Genomic DNA, 14,308 nt, shown 5'->3' on the forward strand with positions numbered 1-14,308 from the left:
CGGTCACGCCTCGTGCGTTTTCACGAAGTTGATGAGGGCCAGCTTCCCTCGAACGAGTGCGCTCGTACACCAGGTATTGACTATCGCTCCATTGAAGTTTGCCGCGTCGGTTGCGTCCATCGCGTTCGCAAGTTCTTCAAATCCTTTGACGCCCATGCCGGAGATTTCCCCAGGCGTTCTGGTGCGAGCCCACTTTCGCATCGCTGCGAGGTGTGATGTTGCTCTTATCTGGCTGATGTACGTGCCGCCATCGTAGTCCATGATGAACGTGTATAAGGCCATTCGCGTTCCGGTGCTTTGAATGTGAACGTGCGATGCAGCGTTGTGGCATCAACAAAAAATCTGGATATTTGTCTGATTGAACGGTTCTTAATTCTTGATCAAGAATTGGAATCACACAATTCATGCCAGTCGTCTATTGATTTGCGATCAATTGCCTAAATCGATTCGTTATTTTCGAGGCTTGGTTTCTTTTGAGCGGGCTGTGGCGCTTGAATTGAGTCGTTCCCTCGTGCCTTCGCCTATTTGACTTGAATAACCACTTTGGAGAAGATTCCCTTATTTGAATCCAAGTAACATGTGAGGTCTTTCACTTCAATTGGATCGCCTGTAGAAGCCCTCGTTGCCCGCGCCCTAGGAATGTAGAAATCTACTACCCCTACTCCCTCGACAATGGTGAGGCTGTACCAGCTCCCACCTTGGTCGCCGGAACGCTGCACCAGCAACTGAACCGCCCTTCGATTCTTATAGCGCTCACGCTCCACCGGCGTGGCCTCCAACGTTAGTCCAGAGTATTCATATTTATATTCTGTATAAATTATCTTTGGGGCCGCAATTGGAACATCCAGAAGGAATTTCGATTCGTCACCTGAGATGCAAAAAAATCTGTCCTCTTGGCACTCGGAATATTCGAATCGATCAAGCACCACGTGCCTGCGTCCCGATATTCTTCCAATTCCGGGATGTTCATCAAATAGCTGTAGCGAAATTGCACCTTCTCCCATGAACAGGCCGCCGGCAAATCTTGGGCAAACGTAATTGTACATATACTTTGCCTCAGCCCCGGCGGAGAAAAGTGCGGCGAATATTGTTAATGCGCACGCTGCACATGGGTGAGCGACAATCGCCTTTGCTTTTTGACTCATTTCTTTGCCTTGTCGGTATTTTTAATCAATTCCTTCACCGCAGGGTCGAACCATTTGTTGTGCCCATCTCCTGTGCGAAATGGCATGAATTTGAATTCCCGCGCCAAATGAATTGGTTCATGCGCCGCTGCCTCTCTAAGACTTTGATTTGAGTTTTTGTCAATATTCTTTGAGAAGAAATTAATTCCGGGCTGACCTGAAGAGAATCCGGCCTCTGCTATTCGTCCATCACTGCCACCCTTTGACTGCAGATCGACGGTCGACTCCTTCAGAATTCCAGCGATCTCTTTACCCGTCACCTCGCCCTCGTGCCCGGCCGCATCTTGCTGCAGGCTGAATGTCGTATCCGAATTGGCCAGTGCTCCTTTATATGCGGCGGTGAGCGCAGCTTCAATTTTTCCGATCTGCGTCTTCTGAGCCCCAGTGAGCTTCGCCCTGTCAATTGCCTTGCCGTCAATCAGATCGACCGTACATTTGGCGTCGCCTCCAGTCCCGGAACATTTGAGCCCATCAGGATCCGTATAGCGCAGCGGTCGGACACCGTCTTGATGCGCCGGCTTCCTGGCTCATAGGTGAAGGACAGGGAGCGGCCGTCGCTGCTCTGGATGCTCAGCAGCTTCCACTTGTCGGTGGTGTCGAAGGTGTAGCTGACCGTGTTTCCGAAACGATCGGTGATCAGCGTCGGGAAGATGCGCACGTCGACGCGCTCCATCGACACATGCGCGCCGGCGATGCTGGCCTGCTTGCTCATGCCTCCAGCGGTACGCGAGACCAGCCAATCGAAGCGGTAGCGCGTGCCATCGGGCGAGATGGCGAGGAAACCTTCGCCCTGGTCCTTGACCGGCGTCGCAGAGCCTGTGCTTGCCAGCGACCCAAGGCAGCGGATCGCCCACAGCCCTGTGGTGACCAGAGGCGTGGCCTGGCCATCGTCGGGAACATTCGTGTTGACTGCGGAATCACGGCGCAGCACCTCCTGTTGCCCGGCGCCGGGGATGTTGATGAAGTTGCCTTGCCAGTACTCCTTGGCCCGCCAGCCGGGAGCGAGTGGTTGCGACGGCGTATCCGGCGGCGCGCCGAAGTTGGTGCAGCGCAGGTTGCTGTTGACGCCCGGCGAGAGCTGCTTCACTCAGCCCAGGTTGCCGTGGAAGGTTCCCTGCATGTGGGGAATCTCCAGTTCCCACTCGCTGAACAGGCCTTGCCCATAGTTGCCGCGACTGCCCGTGGACAACCGACGCGTGACGGCGACGGGCAGGGCGTTGTTGCCATCGAGATTGACGTCCGTCTGCACGAACTCAAGCGTGCCGCGATAGAGGTTGACGCGGTCGCCGAAGAGGTCGGGGCCCAGCATCGACAGCGCCTTGGGGGCGCGGATGAGCTTGCCGTTCTCGAAGTAGTTCGCCGGGTCGAAGCTGGTCGGTCCGCCTTCACCGGGATCGCCCGCCACTGAGGTCGAAATGGCGGAGCGTGTCGACAGGCCCGAGCTGGGTTTGACGCGCTTCGCGCGCTCGTTGGCCATCGCTTCTTCAAGCGTTGCACCGGACTGGGCGTGCGCGCCCAGCGTCACTGCGGTCAGGACGATCAAGCCAAGGCGTGACGCCCATCGCGCACCGCGCAATGTCGCGCGGCCAAGGAGTTCCGATCCGGAAACTTGCGTGTGGTTCTTCAAGGCAAACACTCCCGAGCTCCCGCTGGGTGTGGCCACCTTCGACACACGCGCCTACTCCCCGGACCGCGCGTGCGGCCGCCGGTCTGGCATGTCCCGAGGTTCCTCCCTGCTGGAACTCAATCTTCTGGTTGTTGTCTGGCCGGACGCCGCGTTATCTCGCGGTTCGAAGCCGGCGGCGCCGATGCTAGAACACGGAGTTTCCGAACCTCGCTCGTGGAAACCCTCGACAGCCATCGCGCTCACTCCTTGGGGTGTTCGCGACGACAGAAAGCACCTTCAAACGCGGGGCGATGTTTTGCCCGCCTCCGCCGTTCGCGCTCGCGCGGAGGGTGGTCAAGACGATGCTGGCGGCGACTGCGCAGACGCCGACCGGCGAGGACGGCACCGCGGCAGTGGACTCGGGTCCGATCCCGCTGGAAGCGGAAGAAGAGGACGAGTCGACGCGGCGCATGCCGCTTTGAGCTTAGCGCCGCGTTTCGCGCGGCTTCGTCATATTCGGGAAGACCTCAACCCCAATGCTGACGCCGATGGCTGCGGCCCGCGCCATCGTGTTCGGGCTGAGCTCGTCGCCAATATTCTCTTTCCCCGAGAGTTGCGCGATCACACAGACCTTCCCGCCACCGTGCCGGACGGCACTGATGAACTCCGGTCGGCGTTCCAGCCAATCAATGACCTCGTCCACCTCGGTGAAGAAACGGCGGTTCCCCTCCGTCCAACTGACGACTGACCAGGCTGTTTGAGAATCGCTTGTTTGATCGGAAGTCCGGGAGTAGGTCGGTTCGGTATTCAGATACCTTGAAATCTCATCGATCGACAACGTCGGATGGCGGACGAGTATGCGAATGCTGTATTCCATTTATGGGCACTCAGCGGCGTCGTAGCTCATCAGGTATTGGCAGAGAGCGCTTCTGCTCCTCACTCAGATTGGCAGTTGAAAACGATATTGCACACACGCCGTGGTCAGAGATGAACACGTTATTGTTGCAAAAATCTTGATCGCAGGATTTTGGTTTGTCGATCTCGCGCGATTCTGAAAAGAATATCGAGGTTTCCAGATGGTCCCTTTCGACATCTAAATAGCCAAGCTCTTTCAGATACGCAAGGCGTCTGTCCCTTAAGACTGCACCTTCATAGGGAAACCATCGTACGCCGATGACATTTTCTTCGGGACTTCTCAGCCAATCATAGAATCCATTGTCATCATCCTCGCAAACTCTTGAGTATTGATGTCCCGTGTCGTCAGCAAAGAAGTTCGGGCAATCTTCAAATTGCATGGACTTCAGTTTCTTGTCCAGAATAAGAATCACACAACTCATGTTGATTTGCGGATCTGGTGCGATGAAGAGATGAAGCGGCGTACGCCGCCCTGAGCCTCAATGCAGCGCGGCGCGGCCTCGCCTGTGCATCAAGTGCCCGGCGCGCGTTTCGTGGCGCCCGCGGGGCCAGGTCTTGCCGCAGGCCACCGCGTCGGCGACGCCACGAACGCGCTCAAGCGCTGCGCAGTCTTCGACAGCGCCGCGGCCGTCTCCAGGTTGCTCTGCGCGACCTGTTCCGCGTCCGCTGACGCGCGGCCCACGTCCGTGAGCGCGATCTCCAGCTGCCGTCCCGCGCTGGACTGCTGGTGCGTGGCCATCTTGATCTCCTTGCTCGCGATGTCGGACGCGGCGACGCGCTCCGAGATCAGCGCGAACATCGCCTCCGCTTCCGAGAACAGCGAGGAGTTCGCCGCCACCGCCTTCACACCCGCTTCGGTCGACATGATGGTGGCGTTGGAGACGTTGCGGATCGAGTCGAGCTGACGCCGGATGTCCACCGCATCCGCGCGCACCTTCTCGGCCAGGCGACGGATCTCGTCGGCCACGACGCGGAAACGCTCGCCGGCGTCGCCCGCGCCGTAGGCCTCGATCGTGGCGTTGATCGCCAGGATGTTGGTGCGCTCGGCCAGTTCCTCGATGGCGCCGAGCACCGTCGCGGCGCCCTGGACCTCCTTGCCCAGCGTCGTCATCTGGGTGACGACCATGTCGATCTGCTGGCTCAGTCCCACGGTGGCCTCGCGCGCACGGGCCATCGCCTGGCTGCCCGAATGCGCCGCTCGGGTGCTGGCCGAGGCCATCTCCTCGACCTCGGTCGAGCGCTGCGCGATCTGGTTGGCCGCCGCCTGCACCTCGTGCATCGTCGCGGTGAGCTCGATGGCGGCGGAGGAGGTCTGTTTTGTCGCGCCGGCCTGCTTGAGCGAGGACGCCTCCAGCTCGCGCGCCCGGGCGGCCACGTCCACCGCGGACGCGCCCACCATCTGCATCAGCAGCCGCTGCAGCACCAGGCCGGTGACGACCACGATCAGCAGGCCCAGCGCCGTGCCGCCCAGCCCGATGGCCTTGACCAGCCGCGTGGTCTGGCCCATCTCGGCCGACCGCGCCACCAGGTGCTCGACCTCGTCGTTCTCCATCGTGTTGAAACGCTCGCGCAGGCGTTCCATCCGCTGGCGGACCTGGTTGACCTTGGGCGAGCGGGTGACCTCTTCCAGCGTCATCGTCTGGCGGTCGGCGATGCGCTCGCGGAACAGCGTGAGCAGCGCCGCGATGTCCTTCTCCGTGTTGTCCATGTCCACGGTCCGCGACCGCCACGCCGGCGTGACGCGGATCTCCGCCATCTCGGCGTTGATCTCGGCCGTCGACTTGTCCAGCGCCGTCAGGTAGACCGTGTCCTTGGTCAGCATGAAGCCGCGCTGCGCCGCTTCCGCCTCGGCCACGTCGTTCAGCAGCTCGGCCAGGATGCGCAGACCCTGGTGGCTCTGCGTCACGCCGTCGGCCGCCGCTTCCATGAGGTAGGCGCTGCGCATCGCGACCGCGCCCACGCCGCACAGCACGAGCGCGGCCAGCAGGAATCCCAGCGCGAGGCTGCGTCCGAAAGTCTTCATGTGCTTGTTCTCCCTGGGACGCAATGTCGCACAAGTCGCCCTGCGCGCGCTCGCAAGCCCCAGCGATCGCGGCGGTCGATGCCCTCAAGTCGCGTCGATGGACGTCATCAATCCTGTGGTTGGCGCCGCCATCTCCGCTTTCCATACTTCGTCGCATCGTCAGTCGGAGGTCCCATGAAGACACGTCGCGCCACCGTTCGTATCCGCCCGCGTACCCGCACACAGGCCAGTTCGCCGGCTTCGCCTTTCGGCATGGCGCCGGGACTGGCTCTGGTGCTGATTGTGCTGCCCGGCGCGGCGCTGGTGTTCGGTCTCTCGTATCTGGCCAACAGGCCGTCGGTCGGGCTCCCGCTGCTTGCCATCTTCGGCATCGTGATCCTGCTCGGCTCGCTGGCGCTCGTGTCTGCGCTCTTCTCGCGATTGGGCTTGGCCAATCCGGCGGAGGCCTTGGGGCTGCCTTCCGGTTCGATCCGCGCGACCGTGGCGCTTGCTTTGATCGTCCTCTTCGCGCTGATCGCCGTGATGCTCTATCAAACCCTCGACGGCGGGAGAACGGTGTCCGGCGTGATGGAGGCGCAGAAGGCAGCCTTCCTGAAAGACCCGCTCATCCACGTCCGCTCGGTCACGCCTGTGGCCTGCGCCGCGAGCGCCACGGACTGTCCCGGCGGCTATCGGTTCGACCTGGTCGTCGATGCCCCGGCCGGTGTCGCCGCGTCCGACTTCGCCAAGCAGTTGCTGACCCTGGTCGGCACGCTGATGACCTCGGTGGTCAGCTACTACTTCGCGGCGAAGTCGTCCGAATCGGCCATGAAGGCCGTCGCCGCCGTCGATGACGAGGCGACCGACTCGCCGGACGACCCGCCGGACGAGACGCTCGACGAGCGTCCCAGGCTGGCGGATCTGCCTACGAACGCCGCGTTGTAGGCGGCGCGCCCCACCCCCCCACTCACATTTCTTGAAGGAGATGCTCATGCCCATCAAGCCAGGACAGGACAAGCGCATTGCATTCCGCCCGATCAGCGTTTCGGAAGGCGAGGTCGTCTCGCTGACCGTGGACGTCACTGGAGGCCCGATCGCCCGCGTGCAGGTGATCGTCGTGGACGCGAACGGCAAGGTGACGCAGGGGGTAGGGAGTCACGAGTTTGGCGAGCCGCTCACCACGGAGAACGGAGGACGGGTGCGCTGGAGCTTCGTTGCCGGCCCCGGGCTCTCGCATGTGAAGTGGGGCGTGACCGCAGTCCGCAGCGGTGCCAATCTGGCGGATTACACGGTGGCCTCGCGCCTGTCCGACACCAGCGGCCGGACCTTGGAGTCCGGACGTTTCGATGCGGTCATCCCGGACAAGAAGAGCAACGACGACATCCAGTTCGACGGCAGCAAGCTGGCCCTTGTGCCTGCGCCGACGTCCCTGGATCACGAGGCGGTCCTGTGAGGCGCGGCCCCGTCCTGATCCTCGGCTCGGTGCCGCTGGCCGCCGCGGGGCAGGTGGCCGTGCCGCAGGGATGGGTGCCGCAGGAAACGATGCAGATTCCCGTGGTCTGCAGAGCCTCCGGGCAGCCATCGGAGTGCCGATTGCTCATGAGCCAGGAGCAACTGGTCCGGTTGGGTCTGGTGCTGGCGCCGTCGGACACGGCAACGTCGGTTACCAAGGCGACGGCGGTCGCTGCGGCAGCTGCGGCGTCCGGTCCGATTGCATCCACGATGGAGGCCGCCAGCGACGGCGGGAAGTCGGGCGGCGCCAAGAAGGCGGCGACCGCAGCAGCGGTGGCGACCGACGTGGACGCGTTTTCCACCGCGACTTCAAGGATGAAGGCGGATCTCTCGGTGCCGGCCAGTCCAGGTCTGGCGATCCTGGGTCTGTCGTCGGACAAGGCCCAGAGGCCCGGTGTCCTCAGGGAATTCGCGGCGTCGCTTGCTCAAGGCCTCTCGCCCGACGGCAAGGTGACCAACGGGGTCGCGATGGACTTCAACCCGATGTCGCTGTTCTTCCGGGACCATCTGCGCGGCGGCACGCTTTACGGTCCCCGCGACGGCGAAGGCAACCGCGATTTCCTGACCTCCAACTACGGGACGCGCGTCCTCGCGCGGACCACGGTGTCCGTCGCAGCGACGAAGCCCGACGACAGCGGCGCCTCGCGCGCCGCCTGGGGCGTCCGCATCGGGCTGGTGGATCAGGCAGATCCGGGCTTGTACTACCGCAGTCTGGCCAGCTGCGTCAGGCGGCAGCTGGCGCCGGATGTTCCCGTCGAGATGTCGCTGACACCGCAGCCGGCAGATCTCGGCGTCTGCTACGACGAGATCGGGAAAACGAACCCTTTATGGGCCCAGCCGTCTCTCTATGCAGGCTTCGGCCAGTCGTGGTACTCCAGCACCGCCAAGTTGACCGATGCGAAAGGCGCGGGCAAGTCCCTGTGGCTGGCGGGTTCCTACGACTTTGCGGGGAAGAACGGGGAGGACACCGCCGGAGGCTGGCGCGTGCTGTTGCAAGGCTTCTACAGTCGCCGCCTCGACGATCGGGCCAAGGACCCGGACGATGCCGCCAAGCTGGTCCGGCAGGACAGCAAGGAGGCCACCTTGCGTCTGAAGGCAGGACAGGCGACGAGACACTTCTTCGCCGACTACGGATTCAGGCGCGTGCGTCTCGGCGACGTGCAGAAGGAACGTCTACGCACCTTATCGATCGGTGCGGAACTCCGACTGCCGTTCTCGACGGAAGAGTCGGAGTACTGGCTGCAGTTCGCGGGTCTGCGCGAACAGGGCTACAGCGACGGGAAGGCTCGCAACGCGGTCAACTTGAGCCTGCGTTTTGGCGTGCCGTTCCTCGAACTTCCGGGTCCCGCCGTGGACGGCAAGTGAGGTCGGCGGTCACTCTGGCAACGCCTGACCCCATGGGCGATCAGGCCGCCTTCTTCGTCAGCAGCGCCGCGAAGGCCTCGACGTACGGCAGCCCCGGTCCCCAGCGCATGTGGACCTGCTCGCCGGGCTCGGGGTTGGGCGACCACACCGTGCAGCCGGCCAGGCGCTCCAGCAGCTCGCCGGCCGCCAGCATCGGCACCGCCGCCGTGAGCAGGCTCGCCGGCGCGGTGTAGCTGACCCATTGCACCGCGTTCTCGGGCGCGGGCAGCGTCGCCGCGTGGCTGGGCGGCCAGGGCGGGGCGGCGGCCAGCGCCGCTTCCAGCGAATTCACCGTCGCCGTGTCGTCCAGCGTGCGCATCGCCGCGTTGGCGAGCACCGTGTACCAGCGGTCGAGATGATCCAGCCCGGCGCGGTCCACCGGCGGCTGCGTGCGCGGTTGCGCGATCACCAGCGGGAAGTAGCGCCCGACGTTGTCGCAGCTGGCCATCAGCACGCCGAACCACCACTTCATGTCGACGACGCCCGGCGCCCACGCGAAGCGCAGCACCGGCGCGGTCAGGTAGGTGTCCAGCCAGCGCGGACCGAGCGTCTTCGGCAGGTCCTGCATCATCCCGGACAGCCACGCATCGCAATGCTGCACGCAATGCTGGGGCAGCCGGCGCTGGGCGAAATCGCCCAGCGCGGCGACCTTGCCGTACCAGCCGGGCACGGCGTCGCCGGCGGTGTTCAAAGCTTCGGGCAGCGCGCTCATGGTCGGATTCTCCTGATGCGGTTCACAGGCCGCCCGGGCAGCGGAACTCGTTGAGCTCCGACAGCCGGAACGGATTGCGCACGCTGCTGGCGGTGACCTCGAAGACTGCCTTGCGGCCTTCGATCTCGAAGGTGGCCTTGAAGCGTTCGGGCGCGGAGGTCTTCTCGATCTTGACGCGGTCGAAGAGCCGGAACAGCGCCCACGGACCGTCGTTGACCAGACCCGACGAGCCGCTCGCGCTGACCGGACTCAGTTGCACCCGGACCTGCGAACTGCCACGCGGTCCCGGCCATTGCACCGAGGTCGGGATCTGCGGACCGTGGCTGTAGCGCACGATCTGGCCGTCCACGTCCAGGATGAATTGCTGGATGGTGGTGTCCATCTCGATGGGCTTGAAGTCCAGCCGCAGCGACGGCGTGGCGCTGCCGGGGAAGAAGGTCTCCTTGATCGCCTGCGCGCGCTGGAACTGCGGCAGCGTGCCGCTGTCGCCGCCCAGCGGCGTGCCCTCGACCGCGCGGAACTTCCACGGCCGCGTGGTCGTGTCGACGTAAGGCGCGAGCTTCTGCTGGAAGAGCTGGTCGATCTTGCCGCCCGGGCCGAACAGCATGGCGAAGTCCGCCTGCGTCGCGTCGCGCGAGGAGTTGCGGTCCAGCGGATAGCGTCCGGCCACGGCCTGGTTGCAGAACTCGCCGACCTGCGAGCGCACCTCCATGCCGAGGTTCTGGCGCATCGCGCCCTGCGACACGCGCGCGCTGCTGCTGCCCAGATCGTCGAGCATGGTGCGCAGCGGCTCGGGGCTCTGCGCGGCGGCGGCCTTCAGTCGCGTGGGCACCGGCGAGGGCGGCGGCGCGCTGCCGCCCTTGAGCGCGGAATCGGCCGCCGTCAGCATGATGTTGGCCTCGGCGATCAGGCCGACGGTCTCGTCCAGCGGCGACTTGCCGCCGCCGGCCGGGGCCGTGACCATGCTCCGCAGGCCGACGAAGCGTTCGTCGACGATGTTCTCGATGCGCGGCGCGTTCGGGTCGGCCGCGTTCGGTTGTCCGGGCTTGCCGGAGAACATGCCCGCCACCTTCTCGCGCGTCTGCTGGACCAGGTCCGCGGCGCGGCGCTCGGCGTTCTCGATCGCGTTGCCGGGCTGCGCGAGCGTGGTCTCGCGCGAGGCCGCCCGCAGGAACGGTCCCAGCGGGCTGTCCGGCGCGGACAGCATGCGCGAGCGCTCCACCGACTGCGGCACCGTGGCCATCGGCAGGAGCTTCACGCTGTTGAGGAAGGACTCCCACGAGGCCGCGTAGTCGTTCAGGTAGAGCCGGCGCACGTCGTCGACCAGCGGCGCGTTGGCGCGCACGAGGTCCTGCGGATTCTTAGGCGCGGCGGCGACGCCCAGCACCCAGGGCTCTTCGGCGGCCAGTTCGTCCGCGACCTGGCCGACCCGCGGCTGGAAGCCGCGCAGGTAGGCGTCGCGGGTGAAGAAGCCCGGCACGCCCTGCGTCAGCGGTGCGCCGTTGGTCCGCGTGAACAGCAGCGGCGCGTTGTGGCCGCCGGCGCGCGCGACGGTGAAGTCGGGGTACTCGCTGCCCAGACCCTGCGCGCGCAGCCGGTTGTAGATGCGCTGCGGCAGCGGCTGCGTCGCGAGCTGCGTGCGCACCGCCGTCAGCAGCGAGGCGTCCTCCGGTAGCGGCGAGGCGATGCCGCCCTGCGACAGCAGCGCGTCCAGGTGCGCGCCCAGCGCCGCGCGCTGGTCGGGCGTGAGCTCGCGGCGCGTGGTCTCCCAGTCGCCTTCGATGTGCTGCTTCAGCGCCGGGGCATCGAAGTGCTGCGGGTCGTGCAGCATCACGTAGGCCTTGAGGGCCTCGTACAGCGTGACCGGCGTGGCCGCGCCCTGGCGCAGCTGTTCCTCGATGCGCAGCACCAGCCGCGGCAGCACGGCGTCGCCCAGCATGCGCTGGTAGGCCGCGCGCGCGGCGCTGTCGAGCTTCCTGCCCTGGAACAGGCCCATGCGCATCGACCACGGCACGCTCTCATCCACCGCCGCCAGCGCGCGCGTGGCCTGCAGCGCGGGCAGGATCGGCAGCAGGTCGGCGCTGGCGCGGTTGGGCGTGGCCTGCAGCAGCTCGCGGACCTGGTCCGCGCGCGCCGAGGTGTCCTCGAGGTACTTCTTGTTGTTGAAGTAGCTGACGGTCCAGGCCGTGAGCAGGCCGATGCCGGCGACCGCCACCACCGCATAGCCGGCCAGCGCCAGCGCGTTGCGGCGGCGTTCGTAGCCGCGGTGCGTGCCGCCCAGGCCGGCTTCGGCGAAGACGACCTCGTTGAGCAGCCGGTTCAGGAAGTAGCTGCGGCCGCTGGCCTGGTTGGGCGCCTGCACCGCGTTCTCGATCTGGTAGCTGCGCGCCACCGAGCCGAGCACGCGGTCGATCGGCGTGCCCTCCTGCGTGCCGCTGACGAAGTAGACGCCGCGCAGCTGCGGCTGGGCTTCGTAGGGGGAGGGCGCGAAGACGCCCTCGGCGAACTCGGCCAGCAGCGCGCGCAGGCTGGCGAACTGCGCCGGGAAGCCGTAGATGCGGGCGCGGCGCTGCGGGTCGCGCTCGGCCTGGAGGCGGTCGATCAGGCCGTTCTGCAGGCGCTGCTCGAGAGCATCGAACTCCGCGCCGTAGCCCGCCAGCGGCGACGTGCTGCTGCGCGGGAAGGTGAAGCCCCAGGGTGCCGCGCGCTGGTCCTTGTCGACCGTGGCGAAGTAGTCCATGAAGCCCGACAGCAGGTCGGCCTTGGTGACCAGCAGGTAGACCGGGAAGCGGATGTCCAGGTCCTTCTGCAGCTCCTGCACGCGGGCGCGCACGGTCGCGGCATGCTGGGCGCGCTCCGACGGGCTGCGCGCCAGCAGGTCGGTCACCGACACAGTCACCAGCGCGCCGTTGATCGGCTGGCGCGGGCGCGAGCGGCGCAGCATCTGCAGGAAGCCGCTCCAGGTCGCCTTGTCGTTGGTGGGATCGCTGTCCTGCGTGGTGAAGCGGCCGGCAGTGTCGATCAGCACGGCGCGGTCGGTGAACCACCAGTCGCAATGGCGCGTGCCGCCGACGCCGCGGATGGCGTGGTCGCCCATCTGGTCGGCCAGCGGGAAGTTCAGGCCGCTGTGGCGCAGCGCCGTGGTCTTGCCCGAACCGGGCGCGCCGATGATCAGGTACCAGGGCAGCTCGTAGAGATAACGCCCGCCGAAGCGCGAGCGCAGCTTCGCGCCGAAACCGGCCGAGCCCTCGGCGCCGAAGCGCGAGCGCTGCAGCATCTGCAGGGCCTGGCGGAAGCGCTCGCGCACGGCCAGCATGTCGGCGGTCTCGCGCTCGGGCGTGTCCGCGGCGGGCTGCTGCAGCAACTGGTTGACGACTTGGCTGTTGCCGCGCTTGGCGCGCCAGCGGCTCCAGGCGATGCACGCCGCGACGATCAGGACCAGCACGCCGATCGTGATCCAGCGCGAGCGTTCGGTGTCCAGCGGCCGGGCTTCGCCGACGGCCACCAGCGGACCGACGATCCAGATCAGCAGCGCGACGGCCAGCACCAGCACCGCCAGGAGCACCCAGCGGTTGAAAATCCATCCCAGGACGCGTTTCATCGGGAAGCTCCGCGCGCCGGCGCTTCAGGCGCGCGGCCGTTGACCATCAGACTGACTTCGACGCGCCGGTTCAGCGCGCGGTTGGCCGGGGTGTCGTTGGGGGCGACCGGCTCGGCCTCGGCGCGGCCCTCGGCGCGGATGCGCTCGGGCGCGACGCGGCGCGCGATCAGCAGTTCGCGCACGGTGTTCGCGCGCTCTTCGGACAGGTGCCAGTTGGACGGGAAGCGCGCCGTGCGGATCGGCGTGTTGTCGCTGTGCCCGGTCACCAGCACGGTGCCCTGGACCTGCGTCAGCGCATCGGCGATGCGACCCATGAGCGCTTCGCGCTCCGGCACGATCGTCGCGCTGGCCGGCGCGAACAGGCCGTCGCCGCGGATGATCACGACGCTGCGGTCCACTTCGTCGCGCACGGTGACCAGGTTGGCCTTGATGTCCGACTGGAGGAACTGCGCCAGACGCGGCTTGGCCGGCGGCGGCGGCGGCGCGACCACGGGCGGCGACAGGCGCAGGCCCTGGATCTGGCCGAAGACCGGGTCGGAGCGTTCCGCCAGCGACAGCGTCAGCGTCAGGTACACGCCGACCAGCAGCAGCGCGGTCAGCGCGGCGGTCGCGGCCAGCGGCAGCCAGCCGATGTGGCGGCGCTGGGTGATGGCCTCGACCTGCCAATGCTGGGCGAGCGCGGCGGGATAGTCGCCGCGCTGCTGCTTCAGGATCTGCGCGAGGCGGTCGCGCACGGCTTCCAGCTGCGCCGGGCCGTTGTCGATCACGCGGTAGCGGCCGGCGAAGCCCAGCGTCAGCGCGGCGTAGATCAGTTCGAGCAGGTCGCGGTTGGCTTCGGGCTTCTCGGCCAGACGGGCCATCAGCTGGAAGACCTTCTCGCCGCCCCAGGTCTCGTTGTGGAACATCGACAGCAGGCTGTGCCGCGCCCAGACGCCGGAGCCGCCCCAAGGGGTGTCGGCGCAGGCCTCGTCGATCATCGTGCAGAGCACGTAGCGCGTGGCCATGACGCGCTCCGGCGGGATGCCGGCGGCGGCGGCGCGGGCCGCGAAGTCGCGGATGCCTTGCGCGAGGTTGTTGCGCAGCACGGCGACGTCGTCGACGCGACGCGTGGCGCGCAGTTGCGGCACCAGCAGCAGCAGCGGATTGGCCAGCGTCAGCAGCGGGTTGAGCCCGGCGGCCGGCGGGGCGGCGTCGGGCTGCACGGAGTCGGGCGACGGCGTGGCGCCGCGCGGCGACTGGGCGCCGCCCGGACGGGGCTTGATGAAAGTGCGCTGATCGTCGAAGCCTGCGAACGGATCGTTGAGCGCGGAGGGGTCCATGCCGGCTCCCGGAGGTTACTGGTGTCTTGGATCGGTGGATGCGTGGGGCAGGG

15 protein-coding genes are annotated in these 14,308 nt (G+C 66.1%); 4 read left to right on the plus strand and 11 right to left on the minus strand.

Annotated elements, in window-relative coordinates; genetic code table 11:
* Window positions 1-3: 3 nt before the first annotated feature.
* The 5 genes from ACQZ13_RS14325 to ACQZ13_RS14345 all read right to left on the minus strand — a co-directional run bounded on the left by ACQZ13_RS14325 (window position 4) and on the right by ACQZ13_RS14345 (window position 2,856).
* Window positions 4-282, minus strand: a complete 279-nt coding sequence (locus ACQZ13_RS14325) for a hypothetical protein (RefSeq protein ID WP_431052978.1) — start codon at window positions 280-282, stop codon at window positions 4-6.
* A gap of 239 nt (window positions 283-521) precedes the next feature.
* On the minus strand, window positions 522-1,145 hold the full coding sequence (locus ACQZ13_RS14330; protein WP_431052980.1) for a hypothetical protein: 624 nt from the start codon (window positions 1,143-1,145) through the stop codon (window positions 522-524).
* Complete coding sequence (locus ACQZ13_RS14335; protein ID WP_431052982.1) at window positions 1,142-1,444, minus strand: hypothetical protein; 303 nt, start codon at window positions 1,442-1,444, stop codon at window positions 1,142-1,144. The genes ACQZ13_RS14330 and ACQZ13_RS14335 overlap by 4 nt, the downstream gene beginning before the upstream one ends.
* Window positions 1,445-1,602: 158 nt before the next feature.
* Window positions 1,603-2,271 carry a hypothetical protein gene (locus tag ACQZ13_RS14340; protein ID WP_431052984.1) on the minus strand — a complete coding sequence of 223 codons (669 nt, stop codon included), beginning with the start codon at window positions 2,269-2,271 and terminating at the stop codon, window positions 1,603-1,605.
* Window positions 2,272-2,856, minus strand: coding sequence for a hypothetical protein (locus ACQZ13_RS14345; RefSeq protein ID WP_431052986.1), 585 nt, complete (start codon window positions 2,854-2,856; stop codon window positions 2,272-2,274).
* A 245-nt stretch (window positions 2,857-3,101) separates the two neighbouring features.
* Between ACQZ13_RS14345 and ACQZ13_RS14350 the strand changes: the two genes are divergently transcribed.
* Window positions 3,102-3,272, plus strand: coding sequence for a hypothetical protein (locus tag ACQZ13_RS14350; protein ID WP_431052988.1), 171 nt, complete (start codon window positions 3,102-3,104; stop codon window positions 3,270-3,272).
* 2 nt (window positions 3,273-3,274) lie between these two features.
* Here ACQZ13_RS14350 and ACQZ13_RS14355 read toward each other — a convergent pair whose 3' ends face one another.
* From ACQZ13_RS14355 to ACQZ13_RS14365, 3 genes are all read right to left on the minus strand, one after another.
* Window positions 3,275-3,667: a DUF4279 domain-containing protein gene (locus tag ACQZ13_RS14355; RefSeq protein ID WP_431052990.1), complete on the minus strand. Its 393-nt coding sequence runs from the start codon at window positions 3,665-3,667 to the stop codon at window positions 3,275-3,277.
* A gap of 10 nt (window positions 3,668-3,677) precedes the next feature.
* Window positions 3,678-4,085, minus strand: coding sequence for a hypothetical protein (locus ACQZ13_RS14360; protein ID WP_431052992.1), 408 nt, complete (start codon window positions 4,083-4,085; stop codon window positions 3,678-3,680).
* 131 nt (window positions 4,086-4,216) lie between these two features.
* Window positions 4,217-5,728, minus strand: coding sequence for a HAMP domain-containing methyl-accepting chemotaxis protein (locus ACQZ13_RS14365; protein WP_431052994.1), 1,512 nt, complete (start codon window positions 5,726-5,728; stop codon window positions 4,217-4,219).
* 174 nt (window positions 5,729-5,902) lie between these two features.
* Here ACQZ13_RS14365 and ACQZ13_RS14370 point away from each other — a divergent pair, with 174 nt between their 5' ends.
* Genes ACQZ13_RS14370 through ACQZ13_RS14380 form a run of 3 tightly spaced genes read left to right on the plus strand, consistent with a single transcriptional unit; the run spans window position 5,903 to window position 8,584 of the window.
* Window positions 5,903-6,652: a hypothetical protein gene (locus ACQZ13_RS14370; RefSeq protein WP_431052996.1), complete on the plus strand. Its 750-nt coding sequence runs from the start codon at window positions 5,903-5,905 to the stop codon at window positions 6,650-6,652.
* A gap of 46 nt (window positions 6,653-6,698) precedes the next feature.
* Window positions 6,699-7,160, plus strand: a complete 462-nt coding sequence (locus ACQZ13_RS14375; protein ID WP_431052998.1) for a hypothetical protein — start codon at window positions 6,699-6,701, stop codon at window positions 7,158-7,160.
* A 29-nt stretch (window positions 7,161-7,189) separates the two neighbouring features.
* Entirely contained in the window at window positions 7,190-8,584 is a 1,395-nt protein-coding gene (locus ACQZ13_RS14380; RefSeq protein WP_431053000.1) for a hypothetical protein, read from the plus strand.
* 40 nt (window positions 8,585-8,624) lie between these two features.
* Here ACQZ13_RS14380 and tagF read toward each other — a convergent pair whose 3' ends face one another.
* The 3 genes from tagF to ACQZ13_RS14395 are packed head-to-tail and all read right to left on the minus strand — an operon-like array spanning window position 8,625 to window position 14,255.
* Window positions 8,625-9,335 carry a type VI secretion system-associated protein TagF gene (gene tagF / locus ACQZ13_RS14385; protein ID WP_431053002.1) on the minus strand — a complete coding sequence of 237 codons (711 nt, stop codon included), beginning with the start codon at window positions 9,333-9,335 and terminating at the stop codon, window positions 8,625-8,627.
* A 22-nt stretch (window positions 9,336-9,357) separates the two neighbouring features.
* On the minus strand, window positions 9,358-12,936 hold the full coding sequence (gene tssM, locus ACQZ13_RS14390) for a type VI secretion system membrane subunit TssM (protein WP_431053004.1): 3,579 nt from the start codon (window positions 12,934-12,936) through the stop codon (window positions 9,358-9,360).
* Entirely contained in the window at window positions 12,933-14,255 is a 1,323-nt protein-coding gene (locus ACQZ13_RS14395; protein WP_431053006.1) for a DotU family type VI secretion system protein, read from the minus strand. Before ACQZ13_RS14395 ends, tssM begins: the two co-directional genes overlap by 4 nt.
* Window positions 14,256-14,308: the final 53 nt, after the last annotated feature.

It is taken from the genome of Roseateles sp. L2-2 (assembly GCF_050613215.1).
Classification (GTDB): Bacteria; Pseudomonadota; Gammaproteobacteria; order Burkholderiales; family Burkholderiaceae_C; genus Roseateles; species Roseateles noduli.

Coding starts and splice junctions, on each gene's coding strand:
- ACQZ13_RS14325 (WP_431052978.1), bottom strand. CDS start 282: ATGGCCTTATACACGTTCATCATGGACTACGATGGCGGCACGTACATC.
- ACQZ13_RS14330 (WP_431052980.1), bottom strand. CDS start 1,145: ATGAGTCAAAAAGCAAAGGCGATTGTCGCTCACCCATGTGCAGCGTGC.
- ACQZ13_RS14350 (WP_431052988.1), top strand. CDS start 3,102: ATGTTTTGCCCGCCTCCGCCGTTCGCGCTCGCGCGGAGGGTGGTCAAG.
- ACQZ13_RS14355 (WP_431052990.1), bottom strand. CDS start 3,667: ATGGAATACAGCATTCGCATACTCGTCCGCCATCCGACGTTGTCGATC.
- ACQZ13_RS14360 (WP_431052992.1), bottom strand. CDS start 4,085: ATGCAATTTGAAGATTGCCCGAACTTCTTTGCTGACGACACGGGACAT.
- ACQZ13_RS14365 (WP_431052994.1), bottom strand. CDS start 5,728: ATGAAGACTTTCGGACGCAGCCTCGCGCTGGGATTCCTGCTGGCCGCG.
- ACQZ13_RS14370 (WP_431052996.1), top strand. CDS start 5,903: ATGAAGACACGTCGCGCCACCGTTCGTATCCGCCCGCGTACCCGCACA.
- ACQZ13_RS14375 (WP_431052998.1), top strand. CDS start 6,699: ATGCCCATCAAGCCAGGACAGGACAAGCGCATTGCATTCCGCCCGATC.
- tagF (WP_431053002.1), bottom strand. CDS start 9,335: ATGAGCGCGCTGCCCGAAGCTTTGAACACCGCCGGCGACGCCGTGCCC.
- tssM (WP_431053004.1), bottom strand. CDS start 12,936: ATGAAACGCGTCCTGGGATGGATTTTCAACCGCTGGGTGCTCCTGGCG.
- ACQZ13_RS14395 (WP_431053006.1), bottom strand. CDS start 14,255: ATGGACCCCTCCGCGCTCAACGATCCGTTCGCAGGCTTCGACGATCAG.